Raw genomic sequence first — 17,323 nt, forward strand, 5'->3', positions numbered from 1 at the left:
CATCATCACGCTAGCCATGCTAGCCCACACCCCGGCCGCGCCTGACCACCCGCGCCCCGCCAGTCGCGGTGCGTGGAAAGCTAGCGTTCCTCACCGTCTGCCGTCACGTCGCCGTCCTCCCCGTCGGCAGCGACGTCGTCGGCGTCATCGTCCTCAACATCACTGTCCTCGACCTCGACCCACTCGAAGAACGGGTCCTCGGAGCCGTCGTCGAGGGTGACCAGGAGGTCCTCCCAGTCCTCGGCCTGCTGCGAGACATAAGCGAGCACGTCGAAGAGCTGGTTGAAATCCTCGAATACGCCGAGGTCCAGCACCTCCTGGTACTGCGTGCGCAGCTCGTCCAGGGTGGCGTCCAGCATGTCCAGCTTCGCCGGGTCCTGCTCGTCCTCCTCATCGACGAGGATCTCCGCGGCGATGTTCTCCGCGAGATCGAAGACGCTATCGGGCAGCACCACGAAGCTCACTGCAGCGGTCGGCGCCCCCTGGCCCTCCGAGATCTTCACGGTGACCTTGGAGTTAGCGCTGAGGTTCGCGCGCAGGACAAGGGGGTCGTAATCATCCTGTTCGAACTCGAGGTCCTCGACGCGCGGGTCCTGCCCATCAAGCAGTTCATTGAGCACCGTGATCACCTCGTCGGTGGCCATGTGCCGGTTCACTGCCTCGACCGCGGCCTCCGGGGTGAAGACCACACCGACCAGGGCGGCGTCGAAGTCCTCATCCTCATCGGTGACGTCGGCGAGCGCGACGAAGACGTTCGCGGCCGGTGTGCTGACCCCGGCTACCCCTTCGATCAGCTCGAACTGGATCTCCACTTCCGCAGAGACTGGAACGAACAGCGTTCCATCGGTGGCTCGGGACTCGATGCCCTCAACGTCGAGGGCCTGGGCGATGTTTTCCAAAAATCCCATTGAGGAATCCTCTCTCCGCGGCGCGGTTCGTCTCCTGCGTTGATCTTAACCCGGTTTATTTGCCTCGCGCCGGGGCCGTTTCTCCCGGCTCCCGCTTTTCGACGTCTCCCGCTGCCGTGGTGGCGGGCTTTTCCTACCTGGTGCAAGCGATAGGCTGATAGCTATCGTGTTTGCTTTCCTCCGCGCCCCCTTGAGCGCTCACCGCATGCAGCTGGGCATCATTACCCTGCTGAGCGTTCTCATGCCCGCCGCGGCCGTGCTGATCCCGCTGTTCGCCGGCCGGGCGATCGATGGCAGCCGGGGCGCGATCGGCCTGCTCATCGCGGCGGCTTTCGCCCGGTTTTGCACCCACGGCGCGCGGCGCTTCTTCGCCGGGAAACTCTCCGTCGACGTCCAGCACGACATCCGGATGCGTTGCCTCGCAGCCCTGCAGGGCGCATCACCGGCGGCGATGGCCCAGGTGCGCACCGGGCAGGTGGTCTCCCGAACCATCTCGGATTTGAACCAGATCCAGGGGATGCTGGCGATGCTGCCCATCATGGGCAGCATCTTCGTGGAGGTCGTGCTGATCTTAGGGATCATGTTCTGGCTCTCCTGGCCGCTGGCGGTGCTGCTCAGCATTCAACTTCCGGTGCTCGCCGCCATCGCCTTCTTCTCCCGCCGCCGGCTCTACGACGCGACGTGGGAGGCCCAACAGCAGGCCGCGGACGTCGCCAGCCAGGTGGAGGAGACCGTGACGGGCGTGCGCATCGTCAAGGCTTTCGTCCAGGAGGAGCGCGAGCAGACCAGCTTTATGGCTCGGGCCCGCAGGCTCTTCGGAATGCGCTTGCACGTCGGGCAGCTCACTGCTCGCTTCCAACCGGCGTTGGCTGCCGTCCCACAGATTGCGCTGATCGCCACCGTGGTTACCGGCGGTCTGCTCGCGATGCGGGGCGCGATCACCATCGGAGAGTTCCTCTCGGCGTCGGCCTACGTCACCCTGCTGTCACGGATGACGCGCATGGGCGCCGGGATGTTGGTGATGTTGCACCTGGCGAACGCCGCCGTCTCCCGCGTGCAGGACATCCTCGCCCTCCCCCAACGGCAGGCGCCTGAGAACCCGGGAAAGCTCCCGAATGGCCCCGTCGGGGTCCGGGGCACCTTCCGCACCCGGGCGGGCGAGAACCTCGCCGTGGATGTCACTCCCGGGTCGACCGCGTACATCACGGGTCCTGCGGGGTCCGGGAAGTCGGCGCTGGCGCTGGCTCTGGCTGGGCAATCGGCGGACGTTACGGCCGACTTTGAGGCCTACGCGGGCAGCACCGCGATCCGGCTGGGAGACCTGCCCCTCACGCAGTGGCCGACGATCGTCTTCGACGAGCCCTTCCTTTACTCCATGTCCATCGCGGAGAACATCCGTATGGGAACTCAGGCGAGCGACGCCGAGGTGGCGGAGGCAGCCCGCATCGCCTGTGCCGCCGACTTCATCGACGAGCTCGGGGGCTATTCCACCATCGTGGGTGAGCGCGGCCTGACACTATCGGGTGGGCAGCGGCAGCGCATCGCGCTGGCCCGCGCGGTGCTACGCAACCCTAGGGTCCTGATCCTGGACAGTGCCACCAGCGCCATCGATACCGTCACCGAACAGAAGATCATCGCCAATCTCCATCAGCGCGCGGGCGAGGGAAACCTGACGATGATGATCGTCGACCACCGGGCAGCGCCCGAAGACACGGGCGCGACTAACGCTGACGCCGAGAAAACGGGCGTCATCAGCCTGCCCGCTCCCTCGGCCCGTCCGCTGTGGCCGCGCAGCTGGGAGGAGATCCAGGAAAGCACGAATCAGGAGCTGCTCGGCCTCGCCGATGGCACTGGCGACGACGAGGAGCGCGCGCGAGCGGCCGACGCTGCGAGGTTCACGGACATGTTGGAGGCCGACGCCGCAGCGCTGCGCCGCGTCACCCCGTCACAGCAGGAGCCGACTTCTCACAACGCCACGCCCGCCGGCCCGGAGTCGGAGAACGCGACCCCCGCACTGCGGCTGCGCACCCTGGTGGGGCTCGTCCCGGTCGCGACCGCGGTCATCGTGGCAACGCTCCTGCTGGGGCTCGTCGCCGATATTGCCCTGCCATCCCTGGTGCGCAAGGCCATCGACGAAGGAATCAGCAGGTCAGACCGCAGCGCACTGTTCTCCCTGGGGCTCGGCGCCCTGCTCCTGGTCTGTATTTCCTGGGCCGCCAGCGCCTGGAACACGGTGCTCACCACGCACACCGGCGAGCGCCTGCTCTACGCCCTTCGCGTGCGCAGCTTCGAGCATCTCCACCGGCTGCCCATGAGCTGGTTCGAGCAGAACGCCTCGGGCCGGGTCATGACCCGAATGACGACGGATATCGACAATCTCTCCAGCTTCCTGCAGACCGGGCTTTCCCAGGCCATCGTCTCCACCACGATGCTGCTGGGTGTGCTGGGCATGCTCATCTGGACCGACCCTGCGCTGGCGGGCATCACCGCACTGTTCCTGCCGGTCATCAGGGTGGGCGCGTGGGTCTTCCGCCGCTACTCCTCGCGCCTCTACCGGGCCGCCCGCTCCCAGGTCTCCACGGTCAACGCCCACTTCCAGGAGGCGGTCAACGGGCTCAACACCGCGGCGGCCTACGGCTTCGGCCCGGTGCTTTCCGAGCGCATCGAGGAGCAGTCGCAGCGGTACGTGGGGCTGCGCACCCGCGCGCAGGCAGCGGTGAGCATCTTCTTCCCCGGCATCTCCTTCATCACCGAGCTCGCCCAGGCGACCGTCCTATTTTTCGGTACCGCTCGGGTCGCGGAAGGCACGACGAGCCACGGCGCGCTGGTCGCCTTCAGCCTGTATCTGACCTTCTTCTTCGGCCCCGTCCAGCAGCTCTCGCAGATCTTCGATAAGTTCCAGCAGGCCGCGGTGAGTTTCGAGCGAATCTCCGAGTTATTGGCCGTCCCTACCGAGCCCAGCACTGGGGACGCCGGCGCCGATGCGAGGTTGCCGGGCAAGGTCGCCGCGGTGGACTTCTCTGACGTGCATTTCCGCTACGACGGTGCCGAGCAGGACTCCCTGCGGGGCGCATGCTTAAGTTTCCGTGGCACGACCGCCCTCGTTGGCGCGACGGGCGCCGGGAAGTCGACGATCGCGAAGCTGGTCACCCGGTGGTACCAGCCGTCGGCGGGCACCATCACCGCTGTGTTCGACACGGATAACCCCGAAGTGCAGCGCCTCGACCTCCAGCAGCTCCCCTTGCGGGCCTGGCGTACGCGGGTAGGTTACGTCCCCCAGGAGGCGCACCTGTTTCGCGGCACGGTGGCCGAGAACATCGCCTATGGTCGACCGACTGCGAGCCAGGAGGAGATCACCGCGGCCATCGCTGCCATCGGAGGCAGGGACATTATCGCCGGCATCGACGGCGGCTTCGCCGGCGAGGTCGGTGAGAGGGGCCGGGGATTGTCCTCTGCCCAGCAGCAGATCATCGCGTTGGCTCGCGCGGAGCTCATCGACCCGGACATCATGGTCTTGGATGAGGCGACGGCGAATATCGATCCTGCGGTCGAGGCTGACGTGGTTCGGGCCATCGCACTGGCTACGCGTTCGCGGGTGGCGATCATCATCGCCCACCGACTCTCCACCGCGGAGTTGGCTGACAATATTGCGGTCGTCAGCGCTGGAAAAATTGTTGAACAAGGCCGTCATCAGGAGCTTTTGGAATCCAGCGGCAGATACGCGGACCTCGTCGCCGCATCCCGGGAATCTCGCTAGGTCACACGCCGTTTTTCGCCGGTCGGTGACGCGCCACCTGGAAGCGAAATCGCATAGCACATCGTGTAGGCTGTTACAGCGAGACTGAAGTCATGATGAAAAGAGGCGAGGACCTGCTGTGAGCAGCGCGAATTTCGGTCAGAACGAATGGCTGGTCGATCAGATGTACCAGCAGTATAAGAAGGACCCGGAGTCGGTTGACCCCGAATGGCGGAAGTACTTCGAGAAGAACGGCGAACTCGCCGGCAGCTCGGCGGGCGCAAATAACGGTGCCGCCACGAGCGCCCAGAGCACCCCAGCCGCCTCCGCTGGCGCCGCCACCGCCGCTTCCGGCCGACGTGGTGGCCTGCGTGGCGACGCCGACGAGCGCGTCGTCGCAACTTATGACGCCATCCCGAAGCGCGTCGCCCCGCCGGAGCCGAAGCAGCCGGTAGAGGCCCCCGAGGCCGGCGAGCAGGTGCTGCGTGGTACCGCCCGCGCCATCGCTAAGAACATGGACGCCTCGCTGAGCATCCCGACCGCAACCACGGTCCGCGACATGCCAGCGAAGCTCATGTTCGAAAACCGTGCGATCATCAACCAGCAGCTGCTTGCCCGCGGTGGTGGCAAGATCAGCTTTACGCACATCATCGGCTGGGCCCTGATCCGCGCGGTTCAGGCTCACCCGGACATGAACCTGAATTACAAGGTCGTCGACAACAAGCCGACCGTCGTCACCCCGGAGCACATCAACCTGGGCCTGGCGATCGACATGAACAACAAGGACGGCAGCCGTAGCCTGGTCGTGGCAGCGATCAAGGAGACGGAGAAGATGAACTTCTCCGAGTTCGTCGACGCCTACGAGGACATCGTCGCCCGCGCCCGCGTCGGCAAGCTGACGATGGACGACTTCCAGGGAGTGACCATCTCCCTGACCAACCCGGGTGGCATCGGTACCCGCCACTCCGTGCCGCGCCTGACCAACGGCCAGGGCGCGATCATCGGCGTTGGTGCGATGGATTACCCGGCCGAGTTCCAGGGCACCTCCGTCGACCGCCTCGGCGAGATGGGCATCGGCAAGCTCGTCACCATCACCTCGACCTACGACCACCGCATCATCCAGGGTGCGGAGTCCGGCGAGTTCCTGCGGACCATGTCCCGCCTGCTGATCAACGACAGCTTCTGGGACGAGATCTTCCAGGCCATGCACGTCCCCTACGCGCCGATCCGCTGGTCCCAGGATCTGCCGAACACCGGCGTGGACAAGTCCACCCGTGTTGCGCAGCTCATCGAGGCCTACCGCTCCCGCGGTCACCTCATCGCGGACATCGACCCACTGCACTGGGTACAGCCGGGTCTGCCAATGCCGGACCACTCCGACCTGAACATCGAATCCCACGGCCTGACCCTGTGGGACTTCGACCGCACCTTCAACGTCGGTGGCTTCAACGGTCGCGAGACCATGACCCTGCGCGAGGTGCTCGACACCCTGCGTAAGGCCTACACCCGCAAGGTCGGCTACGAGTACGCGCACGTCATGGACAAGGATGAGCGCCTGTGGCTGCAGCAGCACGTCGAGGGCGGCCAGCCGAAGTACTCTTCCGCAGAGCAGAAGTACATCCTGCAGAAGCTGAACTCCGCTGAGGCCTTCGAGAACTTCCTGCAGACCAAGTACATCGGCCAGAAGCGTTTCTCCCTGGAGGGCGCGGAGACCCTGATCCCACTGATGGATGCGGCTATCGACCGCGCTGCGGATTCGAAGCTCAACGAGGTCGTCATCGGCATGGCCCACCGTGGCCGCCTGAACGTCCTCGCCAACATCGTGGGCAAGCCTTACGCTCAGATCTTCACCGAGTTCGAGGGCAACATCGACCCGGGCTCCGCCGGCGGTTCCGGTGACGTGAAGTACCACCTGGGCGCCGAGGGCACCTACATCCAGATGTTCGGCGACAACGAGATCGACGTCACCCTGACTGCCAACCCGTCCCACCTGGAGGCAGTCAACCCGGTGATGGAGGGCATCTCCCGCGCGAAGCAGGACCTGCTCGTCGAGAAGCACGGCGAGGACGCCAAGGGCTCGGTCATGCCGATCCTGCTGCACGGCGACGCCGCCTTCACCGGCCTGGGCATCGTCCAGGAGACGATCAACCTCTCCAAGCTGAACGCCTACTCCGTCGGCGGTACCGTCCACGTCATCGTGAACAACCAGATCGGCTTCACGACGACCCCGGACTCCGGCCGTTCGACCTACTACGCCACCGACCTGGCCAAGGGCTTCGACGCTCCGGTCTTCCACGTCAACGGCGACGACCCGGAGGCCGTCGTCTGGGTGGCACAGCTGGCGGTCGATTACCGCAACCGCTTCGGCAAGGATGTCTTCATCGACCTGGTCACCTACCGCCGTCGCGGTCACAACGAGGCCGACGACCCGTCGATGACCCAGCCGCTGATGTACGACATCATCAACGAGCTGCCGACCTCCCGCGAGCAGTACACCGAGGCCCTCATCGGCCGCGGCGATATCTCCGAGGAAGAGGCCAAGCGCGCTGCACAGGACTTCCACGACCAGCTTGAGACCGTGTTCAACCAGGTCCGCGAGGCTGAGAAGGGCGCCCCTCCGGCCGAGCAGACCGGCATCACCGGCTCTCAGGAGCTGCCGCACGGCCTGGACACCTCCATCTCCAAGGACCTGGTTCGCCAGATCGGCGACAAGTTCTACGAGACTCCGGAGTGGTTCAACGCCCACCACCGTGTGAAGCCGATCATCAAGCGTCGCAAGGAGATGAGCGAGAACGGCAACATCGACTGGGCCTTCGGCGAGCTGCTCGCCCTGGGTTCCCTGGCTGCCGAGGGCAAGCTCATCCGCCTCGTCGGCGAGGACTCCCTGCGCGGTACCTTCACCCAGCGCCACGCGGTCCTCTTCGACAACGAGGACTTCGACCGCTACAGCCCACTGCAGTCCCTGGCTGAGGACACCGGCAACGGCGGCCGCTTCGAGGCCTACAACTCCGCGCTCACCGAGTACGCGGGCATAGGCTTCGAGTACGGATACTCCGTGGGTAACACCGACGCGCTGACACTGTGGGAGGCACAGTTCGGTGACTTCGCCAACGGTGGCCAGACCGTCATCGATGAGTACGTCTCCTCCGGTGAGGCGAAGTGGGGCCAGAAGTCCAACCTGGTCATGCTTCTGCCGCACGGCTACGAGGGCCAGGGCCCGGACCACTCCTCCGCACGCATCGAGCGCTTCCTGCAGATGTCCGCGGAAGGTTCCTGGACCGTGGCTCAGCCGAGTACCCCGGCGAACTACTTCCACCTGCTGCGTCGCCACGCGCTGGGCTCCCTGACCCGCCCGCTGATCGTCTTCACCCCGAAGTCGATGCTGCGCAACAAGGCCGCGGTGTCCGCTGTTGAGGACTTCACGGATACGAAGAAGTTCACCTCGGTGATCGACGACCCGAACCAGAACGGCGTGAACAAGGACATCAAGACCGTCCTGATGTGCTCCGGCAAGATCTACTACGAGCTGGAGAAGAAGCGCCAGAAGGATGGCCGCGACGATGTCGCCATCATCCGCCTGGAGATGCTGCACCCGCTGCCGTTCAACCGCATCCGCGACGCTCTGTCCAACTACCCGAACGCGGAGTTCCGCTGGGTGCAGGACGAGCCGGCCAACCAGGGTCCGTGGCCGTTCATCGCGCTGGAGCTGCCTGAGTACCTGCCGGGTATCCAGCTGAAGCGCGTGTCCCGTCGCCCGCAGTCCTCCACCGCAACTGGTGTGGCTAAGGTCCACCAGCTTGAAGAGAAGGCACTGCTCGAGGAGGCCTTCGCCGACTAGTCGGTAGATTGCCCCTGCTCCCCCAGCCAGCTGGCTGGGGGAGCTTTTTCTTGCGTCGAGAAGTGCTCTGTACCCCCGCTGGTTTTCTCGCCGAGCCCCCTTCGCGTGCCCGCCCGGCTACGAGGCACCCCCTGCTCTTCTTGGCGAGCCCCTGGGTTGTGTGCGCCCGGCTAGGACGCCCGCTCTCCCCAGCCCTCGCTTATTGGACGTAGTCCTCGCCCGCAGCAGTCGCACGCAGCTTCTCGGTGGACACCCCGCCGGCGACGTTATTGGCCGCCCGCAATTCATAACGATCAGGCTGCGGCTTGGCCCACAGGGCGACAATGTTCTGTGGCAGGGTATCGTCCTCGCAGATCACTGCCGCTCCGGGGTAGGTTGCCGCCAGCTCCGAAGGGAGAGCCGAGAGCATCGTGGAGTGAGTGATGTCCCGCCACTTCACACGGTCGGGCTTTTCCTCCGCTGCATACATCTCCCGTAGCTCCCGGCCCTTCGCCGGGTCGAGAACGTCCAGCAGCTCCCCCACACAGCCGAAAGTCATGCTGACCTTGCCCTCGCGCAGCTGGTCAATTCTCTGCTCGGCGGAGATCGGCGTCGTGGAGACCTCTGGGGTGTCCTCGCTGATGTCCTCGAATTGCTCGACGTACTCCTGTGCCAGCGGCTCGATCAGCTCTTCCTCCATGCGTTGCCCGCCGTGGGTCCCGGTGCCGGCGTCCGGCACCCCGATCACGATCTGCTCCTTTTCCGCGCAGGACGAAAGCGGTGCCACAAGTGCCAGCGCCAGTCCAGCTACCAGCACACGCTTTCTTTTCGGGGTGCGCCCAGCATTGGCATTGCGCGGAAAAAACACGGCTTGCAGCTCTCCTTGGGTGGATTTCACAGCTTTTGGGTCCGCAGCGAAAGGCTTGGCTGCGAGGAATGCTCCTCATCCTATCGCGGGCCTGCCACCCGGCCGGGCATCGTGGCTGCGTGGGCACTCAAGTATTCTTGGTTTCCATGACAGAAACTCGCGTTTATGCAGGCCGACTGGCCGGAATGATGCTGATGGGCCCCTACGGGGACTCCATCGGCCGAGTGCGGGACGTGGTGGTCACGATCTACCAGCACCGCAGCCACGTCCTGGGGTTGGTCATCGCCCTGCCCAATAAGCGCCAGATCTTTCTGCCGATCCTTCGCGTGGCCAGCATCAACCCCTCGGAGGTGATGGCGACCTCCAGTTCGGTGAACCTGAAGCCCTTCCAGTCCCGCTCCGGCGAGATCAGCATTCAGCACGAGCTGGTGGGCTCCAAGGTGCACACGGACGATCCCGAACACGCCGAGCTGCACGGCCAGGCGCTGGAGATCGTGGACGTGGAGCTGAAGCAGTCCCGCACCAGGGACTGGGAAGTCAGCCGCGTCGCCGTCGCCCAGCGCGGCCGCCTGGGCCGCCTGGGGAAGGTCGCGGTGGTCCCGCTTTCGCGCATCCAGGGCCTGAGCGCGAGCGGGACGGGGCCTGCAGATAACAACGCCGAGCTGCTGGCGTCCTTCCAGGAAATGCGCGCCGCAGACATCGCTATCGCGCTGAACGACCTGCCAGAAGAACAGCAAACCAGGCTCGCCCGGGAGATCCCGAACGAACGCCTCGCGGATGTCGTCGCGGAGCTGCCGGAAGACTCCCGCATCGCGATCCTCAATCAGCTCGGCGTGGAGCGCGCAGCCGAGGTTCTGGAGGAGATGGAGCCGGACGACGCCGCGGATGCGCTCGCCGAGCTCCCGACCGGCACCTCGGACGTTCTCCTCGACCTCATGGATCCCGAGGACTCTGCCCCTGTGCGCCGCCTGATGAGCTTCTCCGCCGACACGGTCGGTGGCGTGATGACCTCCGAGGCAATTATCCTCACCCCACAGGCCACAGTCGCTGAGGCACTGGCGCACGCCCGCAACCCTGATGTGTCCAGCTCTTTGAGCTCCCTGGTGTTCGTGGTGCGCCCGCCCCAGTCCACCCCCACGGGGCACTACCTGGGCTGCGTGCACCTGCAGAAGCTGCTGCGCCATCCGCCCGCCACCCTGGTCAGCGAGCTGCTCGACCTCGACCTACCAGCCCTGTCCGTGGCCGATAGCCACGAGACCGCGGCGCGCTTCTTCGCGACGTACAACCTGGTCTGCGCGCCCGTGGTCGACGAGGGGAACCACTTGCTCGGGGTGCTCGCCGTCGACGACCTGCTAGACGCCCTGCTGCCGGAAGATTGGCGCGACCAGGACTGGCGCGTCGGCAACGACGCACAGAAGGAACCACAGACGTCCTCGCAGGAAGGTGACGCGGATGCCTAAGAACTACAACCAGCCCGCCCTCGACACCCCGGTCACCGGGGCGCGCCGCTCGCTGTTTTCCTTCAATGGCGACGCCGTCGGCGCGGGCGCGGAGAAGGTGGCCCGCTTCCTGGGCACCGGCAAGTACCTCGCCTGGCAGACCCTCATTGTGGTGGTGTGGATCTGCCTCAACATCGGTGGCATGTGGTGGAACTGGGATCCGTATCCCTTCATCCTGCTCAACCTGGCTTTCTCCACACAGGCTGCTTACGCGGCGCCGCTGATCCTGCTGGCCCAGAACCGGCAGGACGACCGCGACCGCCTGGCGTTGAACGAGGATCGTCGGCGCGCGGCGGAAACCAAGGCCGACACGGAGTTCCTGGCCCGGGAGTTGGCGGGCGTACGCATTGCGGTGGGCGAAACAGTGACCCGCGACTATCTGCGCCGCGAGCTGGAAGAACTCTCCGATCTGATGCGTCGGATCGAGGACAAACTCGAGGACCGTGCCCACGACGAAGACGAACGCGAGTCGGCGGACGGTACGCGAAGTGCCAGCGAATCCCCTCGTGGGGAGGCCTAGCGGGCCTGCGGTGAGCCTCGTGGCGGGTGCCGAGGTTGAATAAAGCGACCGTGCCCAAGGTACAGTGGCTTATTGGCTTGAGGGTCGGTTTCTGTGACCACGACCCTCGAAAACACTTATAGGTAAAGAAGCAGATTTAAGGCGATGCCCATGGTTCAAGAATCTGATATTCGCAACGCATTGTCGAAGGTCGAGGATCCGGAGCTGAACCGCTCGATCACCGAACTCGGCATGGTCAAGTCCATCGAGATCGACGGCGCCGACGTGGCCGTCGAGATCTACCTCACCATCGCGGGATGCCCGATGAAGTCCCACCTCACGGAGGAGACGAGGAAGGCCGCAGAAAGCGTGGCCGGCGTCGAGAACGTCACCGTCACCACCGACGTGATGAGCGACGAGCAGCGCCGCGAGGTGCGCAAGCTCGTCCGCGGCGACGCCGCCGACCCGGTGATCCCGTTCGCGCAGCCGGACTCCACGACCCGCGTCTACGCTGTGGCCTCCGGCAAGGGCGGTGTGGGCAAGTCCTCCACCACGGTGAACCTGGCGGTCTCCCTGCAGCGCCGTGGCCTGAAGGTCGGTGTGATCGACGCCGATATTTACGGTCACTCCATCCCGAACATGATGGGCAGCACCGACCGGCCGCACCAGGTCGACGAGATGATCATGCCACTGCAGGCGCACGGCGTGAAGCTGATCTCCATCGGCCACTTTGTCGGCGACAACTCCCCGGTCGTGTGGCGTGGCCCGATGCTGCACCGTGCGATCCAGCAGTTCCTCGGCGACGTCTTCTGGGGCGACCTGGACATCCTGCTGCTCGACCTGCCACCGGGAACCGGCGACGTGGCGATCTCGGTCGCCCAACTGGTTCCGAACGCAGAGCTGCTGATCGTGACGACTCCGCAGGCGGCTGCCGCGGAGGTCGCGGAGCGTGCGGGCTCCATCGCGCAGCAGACCCGCCAGCGCATCGGCGGCGTGATCGAGAACATGAGCTGGATGCAGATGCCGGATGGCTCGAAGAACGAGATCTTCGGCTCCGGTGGTGGCCAGCTGGTGGCCGATCGCCTGTCGCAGATCGCGGGTACGAAGGTGCCGCTGCTGGGCCAGATCCCGCTGGACCCGAACCTGCGCATTGGCGGCGACCTGGGTAACCCGATCGCCCTCTCAGAGCCGAACTCTGAGGCAGCTCAGGCCTTCGGCGCGATCGCCGATCACCTGGCGCTGCGGCGTTCCTCCCTGGCCGGCAAGTCCCTCGGCCTGGGGGTCACCCGCAAGTAGCTTTTGGACTCAACGGCTAACGCCCGCTCGCTGAATCTTCAGCGAGCGGGCGTTTCGGTTTCTCACAGTGCTCTAGCGGAGCAACTAAAGTGCACGGCACTCCCGGCTAGGGCTCCCAGTGGGCGTTAGAGGACGTCGTCCCACACCCCGGCTGCCCGTGGCAGCACAGTGCGCTCCCCCGCCGCGGGCTGCTGGGGCTGCTGGCTCGGCGTGCTCCCCGAAGTACCGCCCGGTGCTCCCTGGCCGGCAGAGCTGGCCGAAGCCGCCGCGGTGGAGGCGCTCCCTGCGCCCTGGTCCCCCGCCCCTGCCTGGGAGCCGGCCAGCGGGGCTTGTGAGGAGGGGCGCTCGGCGCTCGTGTGTCCAGCCGGATTAGTCACCGAGTTCACTGAATCAGCCAACTGGCGGCCGGTGTTCTCCAGGTCGTTGAAGAAGGCATCGTCTCCATCGAAGAGCGCCTTCGTGACGAGACCGCGTGGCCCCATCCGGCGGTACTCGTTGATCTGGCTCAGCGGCTTCTGGAACTCCTTGAATTCAGGGCCGAAGTCCTCATCCAGCTGGCGACGGGCGTCGTTGACGAGATTGCGAAAAGCCAACGCCACCGCGCGGATATCTTTGATCATCCCCGGCAGCCGCTCCGGGCCGATAACAATCAGCCCGATGATCAGGAGCACCAGGATGTTGAACCAACTGATGGAAGAAAACACGCCCCCTACTTTAGCCCACCGGGCAGGCTGGCTTAAGACCTCCTGGCGTCACGAAGCTGGTGAATAAACAGCTCGATTTTCGCCGCCAGTGTGCGCGGGAATCGCCGTCCGGCGATGTCGAAATTCAGCTTCTGCTCAGCGCGGTCTCCCCCACTGCGCGCACCCACACGACCATGCTGGCCAGCAGCGGTCGAACCCGTGGCACGCGTGGTGCGCTCGTCTTGCGCATTCACCTGGGAACCATCCGACTCCTCTGGGATGGCTGCCAGCCGCGACAGCAGTGTCTCGGGCAGCCCCTGCCCATCGTGCTCAGTTGCGTGGCCCGGGCCGGCCTGGTGCGCCATGGCGGTACGCATCGCCTGGGCAACCTCGCGCTGGGACAGCACTTCACGGCGGCAGTCCGCACAGTGCACGAGGTGGATGCGCGCGCGTTCGGCCGCGCGGGGGCTCAGTTCCCCGTCCACGAGGGCAGCGATAGCCTCCGGCCCCAAGTGACCGATTTCCATAGCTCCCACCTTAGGATCCGACGTAGTGCAATTCACCCTGCTTTTCCACGAGCCTAGCCTTCATCTGCGAACGAGCGCGGTGGATCCGGGAGCGCACCGTCCCCAACTTCACGCCAAGAGTGACGGCGATTTCGTCGTAGCTCATGTCCAGCCCATCCCTGAGCACCAGCGCCACACGGTACTCCGGCTGCAGATCGGCCAGCGCCGCTTCCAAGGCAGGATCCAGGTTATTGAGCTCGAATGCAGCCTCAGGCGTGGGTTCCGAGGAAGTGGCCGGTGTCCAGTACTCCGGGTAATCCTCCAGCGCATCCATCCGAATCTTGGATCGGTGGCGCACCATGTCCAGGAAGAGGTTCGTGGTGATGCGGTGCAGCCAGCCCTCAAAGGTGCCGGGACGGTAGTGCTTGAGGCTGCGGAACACCCGCATGAAGGTTTCCTGGGTCAGGTCCTCGGCATCCTGCTGATTGCCGGAAAGCTGATACGCCAGCCGGTAGACGCGATCGGCGTGTTCGGCCACCAGCTCGGACCAGGAGGGCATCTCAGCCTCGCGGGCATCGAATGCGGCAGTGGTGGCTGGGCTCGTCACCAGCCCGTCAACCTGGGGATGGTGGCTGGCCTTCGCGTGAGTCATGCTTGTAGCATGTCACGCCAAGTTCCCTGCGGGATAGTTTCCGACTGGAGAAACGCTGTGAACTTCGGCCGCCACCCCACTTAAGCCACAGTGATTAACAAGCGTTTCTATTTCCTTAAAACCCCGCCCTATCAGGCATGTCTTGAGCCCAAATCAGGGTCCAGTGCCATAGTCTCGACAATCGTGAACTCTGCAAATAATTCCAGCATCAACGCCATCAAGTCCTACGTCGAGCAGACCACCCCTGCCGATGAGGCACTCGCCGCTGCGACCGAAGCGGCACGCGAATTCGGTCTGCTCGTCCCGGACGCCGTGACCGCAGAGCTGCTCCGATTCCTTGCGGCCAACACCGCGGGACGCGCGGCGCTGGGCGGCCACACCCCCACCGGGATCATTATGTCCCCCGCCTGCGGCCTGCTGGGTTCCCACCTCTTCCGCGGTTTCTACGCCGCTGGCGCCAGCCAGGCGCACCTGACCTGCATCGAGCCGGAGGTCCAGCACCAGCAGCTCGCTAAGAATGCCTTCAAGCAGATCGGCGTCGCCAGCAACGGCTTCCGCTTCCTGCCCAGCCGCCCCCTAGACGTCATCGGTCGGCTTGCCTCCACTAGCTACGACCTCGCAATTGCAGAGTGCGCGGTCGAGGACATCGAGGCCACCGTGGCAGCCACCCTTCCTACCCTCCGTTCCGGCGGCGTTCTCCTCTTGTTGGACACGCTGCTGGACGGCACACTCGCCGACGCGGAGCGCACCGATCGCCAGTCCGTCTGCGCGCGCGAGGCCGACGAATACATCACGAGCTTGACCGATGTGACCGCCGCCCGCCTGCCCGTCGGCGCCGGTGCCACGATCATCACGAAGCACTAGCCCCTTCTGCGCCCGGGGCCGCGCTTCTACCCCCGGGCTGTGGCCTGTGGGGTAGGCACGTGCTGGGTGAACTCCGCCCGACCTCGCAGGCAATCCGCTGGTATAAACGGGGTCATGGCTAACCCTTCCGCAGAACACACTTCCGCGCCGGTCAACCCGCAGCTTGCAGAGGCTGACGCGGAACTCCCTCACCAAGCCCCAGAGCTTCACATCACCGCCGAACGCGGTGTACTCGAGGCCCCGGCGGGAGCCGTCTTCGCCGATGGCGCGATCCACGTTTTCCACCAGTTCCGCACGAAGCGCAGCAACGGCTCGCGGTGGGCACATGTCACCGCGTCCCACATTCCCTACGACTGGGACATCAACGACGACGTCCTCAAGCCGGAGGGCGAGGAGCTGGACGTCCTCGCGGGTTCCGCTCTCACCCTCTCCGCCGCAGACGGATCTCCGGAGACCGTTGAGCTGATCTTCGTCACCTCCGAGCCACGCGACGCGAACGCCAGTCGGGAGGAGTTGCTTGGCAGCCAGGTCGCGAATGGTCGCCGCGGCGAACGCACCTTCCGAATCCAACGCGCCCAGATTGACGACCTGGCCGCCCTCAACGAGGTCTCCGACGACCCGAAGGCCGTGGCCGCCGGTGTGCGCCGCCTTGGACCCATCGACATCGACGACTCCGCCCACCCGGTCGCCGACCTCGTCACCCCGAGTGTTGTCCCCCTCGGCGAAGGCGGCTGGGGCATGCTGGCCCTGAACCTCGTCAACGACGAGGACGCCGAGATTGTGTGGCTCCTCTCCGAGGATCGCCAACACTGGCGCGTCGCGGGTGCCGTCGAGATTGACGGCGACGTGTCCCTCCCTGCATCCAGACCGTTCGCCCCGCGTCTGGTCAAGATGACCGACCAGGGCGATGGCCACGACTACCACGTCCTCATCCTCACCTACCGTGACGACGGCACCTGGAAGGCGGAGGGCGACGAGGTCACTGGCTATCTCGTCGGACGTATCGACACCCCCTCTGCCGGGAAGGTCACTTTCCAGCCCCAGGGTGAGTTCCGCGTCCTGGACCACGGCCACGACCTGACCCGTCCTCGCATCATCCCGGGCGACACCCCCGCTCTGATCGGCCTGGTGGGCGCCCACCCGGACGCTAGCACCGGCGCGGATTGGGCCAATTGCCTGTCCACGCCGCGCGCCCTCACCCTGCTGGACGGGGCGCTGTACCAGGACATCGTTGGCGCCCCACAGGCCGTGCACTCCTTCTCCGACTTCGGGCTCATCTGGACCGGGCAGCTTGCTCCAGGTGAGGGAAAGGTGGAGCTTAGCGTGCGCAACATGGATGGCGGGGAAATCGCCCTGATCAGCTACACCAAGGATGCTGTTTCCGTCACCCGCGAGGGAGACACCCGCACCGCTTCCCTCGCCGACCCAGAGGCCGACGTGCTCACCGTCTTCATCGACGGCCCGCTGTGCGAGGTCTACGCCGACGGCGGCGCCGCCACGCTGACGAGCAGCATCTCGGCGGCAGTGCCGGTTAGGGACGTGGAGGTCACCGCGACCGGTGGGGCCCGCACCGAAGTGCCGATGGTTACCCTGGGTCGCCAGCTGCAGCGCCTGCACGCGGGCCTAAACTCGGCTGCCGCTCAGGAGCAGATCATCGCGGACTCGGCCCAGGCAGATCGGGATATCGAGTCCGGCGCGATCGACGACTTGCTGGACGTGGACTAGCTCGGAGAGTCTGCCACGGCTTTCTTCGTGAGCAATGCCAAAGCCCGGGCGGGGATGCGTTCCCTGCCCGGGCTTTTACTCTGCTGCGGGGTTGCTTAAGTTCTAGTGGTCGTTGCAACACTGATCTGAAGGGTTGGTGTTGGTGATGACGGTGTCACGGTGGGATCCACCGGTTGAGGAGATCACTCGGTTTCACCAGTTGGTGGTGGGTGATGGTTTGTCGGTGCGTGCGGCTGGGTTGGATCTGGGATGGTCGTTAGCTACGGCGTA

General features: G+C 65.3%; 12 protein-coding genes. 7 read left to right on the forward strand and 5 right to left on the reverse strand.

Features of this window, described 5'->3' with window-relative positions:
• Nucleotides 1-80: 80 nt before the first annotated feature.
• Complete coding sequence (locus tag QP413_RS04450) at nucleotides 81-908, reverse strand: hypothetical protein (RefSeq protein ID WP_284780801.1); 828 nt, start codon at nucleotides 906-908, stop codon at nucleotides 81-83.
• A gap of 166 nt (nucleotides 909-1,074) precedes the next feature.
• On the opposite strand from QP413_RS04450, the gene QP413_RS04455 reads away from it, so the two are divergent.
• Nucleotides 1,075-4,665 (forward strand): ABC transporter ATP-binding protein, encoded by a 3,591-nt coding sequence (locus QP413_RS04455; RefSeq protein WP_284780803.1) that lies wholly within the window; start codon nucleotides 1,075-1,077, stop codon nucleotides 4,663-4,665.
• Nucleotides 4,666-4,783: 118 nt separating this feature from the next.
• Nucleotides 4,784-8,482, forward strand: a complete 3,699-nt coding sequence (locus QP413_RS04460; protein WP_284780804.1) for a multifunctional oxoglutarate decarboxylase/oxoglutarate dehydrogenase thiamine pyrophosphate-binding subunit/dihydrolipoyllysine-residue succinyltransferase subunit — start codon at nucleotides 4,784-4,786, stop codon at nucleotides 8,480-8,482.
• Between the two features lie 199 nt (nucleotides 8,483-8,681).
• Here QP413_RS04460 and QP413_RS04465 read toward each other — a convergent pair whose 3' ends face one another.
• On the reverse strand, nucleotides 8,682-9,248 hold the full coding sequence (locus tag QP413_RS04465) for a hypothetical protein (protein ID WP_284780805.1): 567 nt from the start codon (nucleotides 9,246-9,248) through the stop codon (nucleotides 8,682-8,684).
• A gap of 227 nt (nucleotides 9,249-9,475) precedes the next feature.
• Between QP413_RS04465 and QP413_RS04470 the strand changes: the two genes are divergently transcribed.
• The 3 genes from QP413_RS04470 (at nucleotide 9,476) to QP413_RS04480 (ending at nucleotide 12,623) form a co-directional block, all read left to right on the forward strand.
• Nucleotides 9,476-10,789, forward strand: coding sequence for a CBS domain-containing protein (locus QP413_RS04470; RefSeq protein WP_284780807.1), 1,314 nt, complete (start codon nucleotides 9,476-9,478; stop codon nucleotides 10,787-10,789).
• Nucleotides 10,782-11,348, forward strand: a complete 567-nt coding sequence (locus QP413_RS04475; protein ID WP_284780809.1) for a DUF1003 domain-containing protein — start codon at nucleotides 10,782-10,784, stop codon at nucleotides 11,346-11,348. Before QP413_RS04470 ends, QP413_RS04475 begins: the two co-directional genes overlap by 8 nt.
• Nucleotides 11,349-11,492: 144 nt before the next feature.
• Nucleotides 11,493-12,623: an Mrp/NBP35 family ATP-binding protein gene (locus tag QP413_RS04480; RefSeq protein WP_070760936.1), complete on the forward strand. Its 1,131-nt coding sequence runs from the start codon at nucleotides 11,493-11,495 to the stop codon at nucleotides 12,621-12,623.
• Between the two features lie 125 nt (nucleotides 12,624-12,748).
• Here the strand turns inward: QP413_RS04480 and tatB are convergent, their stop codons facing one another.
• Genes tatB through sigE form a run of 3 tightly spaced genes read right to left on the reverse strand, consistent with a single transcriptional unit; the run spans nucleotide 12,749 to nucleotide 14,464 of the window.
• Nucleotides 12,749-13,327, reverse strand: coding sequence for a Sec-independent protein translocase subunit TatB (tatB, locus tag QP413_RS04485; protein WP_284780810.1), 579 nt, complete (start codon nucleotides 13,325-13,327; stop codon nucleotides 12,749-12,751).
• Nucleotides 13,328-13,359: 32 nt separating this feature from the next.
• On the reverse strand, nucleotides 13,360-13,833 hold the full coding sequence (locus tag QP413_RS04490; RefSeq protein ID WP_012359923.1) for an anti-sigma factor: 474 nt from the start codon (nucleotides 13,831-13,833) through the stop codon (nucleotides 13,360-13,362).
• A 10-nt stretch (nucleotides 13,834-13,843) separates the two neighbouring features.
• Nucleotides 13,844-14,464, reverse strand: coding sequence for an RNA polymerase sigma factor SigE (gene sigE / locus QP413_RS04495; RefSeq protein ID WP_284780812.1), 621 nt, complete (start codon nucleotides 14,462-14,464; stop codon nucleotides 13,844-13,846).
• 90 nt (nucleotides 14,465-14,554) lie between these two features.
• On the opposite strand from sigE, the gene QP413_RS04500 reads away from it, so the two are divergent.
• Both QP413_RS04500 and QP413_RS04505 read left to right on the forward strand, forming a co-directional pair.
• Nucleotides 14,555-15,328, forward strand: coding sequence for a methyltransferase (locus tag QP413_RS04500; protein WP_012359921.1), 774 nt, complete (start codon nucleotides 14,555-14,557; stop codon nucleotides 15,326-15,328).
• A 114-nt stretch (nucleotides 15,329-15,442) separates the two neighbouring features.
• Nucleotides 15,443-17,053, forward strand: coding sequence for a hydrolase (locus QP413_RS04505; RefSeq protein ID WP_284780814.1), 1,611 nt, complete (start codon nucleotides 15,443-15,445; stop codon nucleotides 17,051-17,053).
• The last annotated feature ends 270 nt before the right edge of the window (nucleotides 17,054-17,323 follow it).

This window comes from Corynebacterium sp. UMB4614 (genome assembly GCF_030217065.1).
GTDB lineage: Bacteria > Actinomycetota > Actinomycetes > Mycobacteriales > Mycobacteriaceae > Corynebacterium.

Excerpts from the sequence above, each read along its gene's own strand:
- QP413_RS04450 (WP_284780801.1), bottom strand. The coding sequence starts at position 908 with ATGGGATTTTTGGAAAACATCGCCCAGGCCCTCGACGTTGAGGGCATC.
- QP413_RS04470 (WP_284780807.1), top strand. The coding sequence starts at position 9,476 with ATGACAGAAACTCGCGTTTATGCAGGCCGACTGGCCGGAATGATGCTG.
- QP413_RS04475 (WP_284780809.1), top strand. The coding sequence starts at position 10,782 with ATGCCTAAGAACTACAACCAGCCCGCCCTCGACACCCCGGTCACCGGG.
- QP413_RS04480 (WP_070760936.1), top strand. The coding sequence starts at position 11,493 with ATGCCCATGGTTCAAGAATCTGATATTCGCAACGCATTGTCGAAGGTC.
- QP413_RS04490 (WP_012359923.1), bottom strand. The coding sequence starts at position 13,833 with ATGGAAATCGGTCACTTGGGGCCGGAGGCTATCGCTGCCCTCGTGGAC.
- sigE (WP_284780812.1), bottom strand. The coding sequence starts at position 14,464 with ATGACTCACGCGAAGGCCAGCCACCATCCCCAGGTTGACGGGCTGGTG.
- QP413_RS04505 (WP_284780814.1), top strand. The coding sequence starts at position 15,443 with ATGGCTAACCCTTCCGCAGAACACACTTCCGCGCCGGTCAACCCGCAG.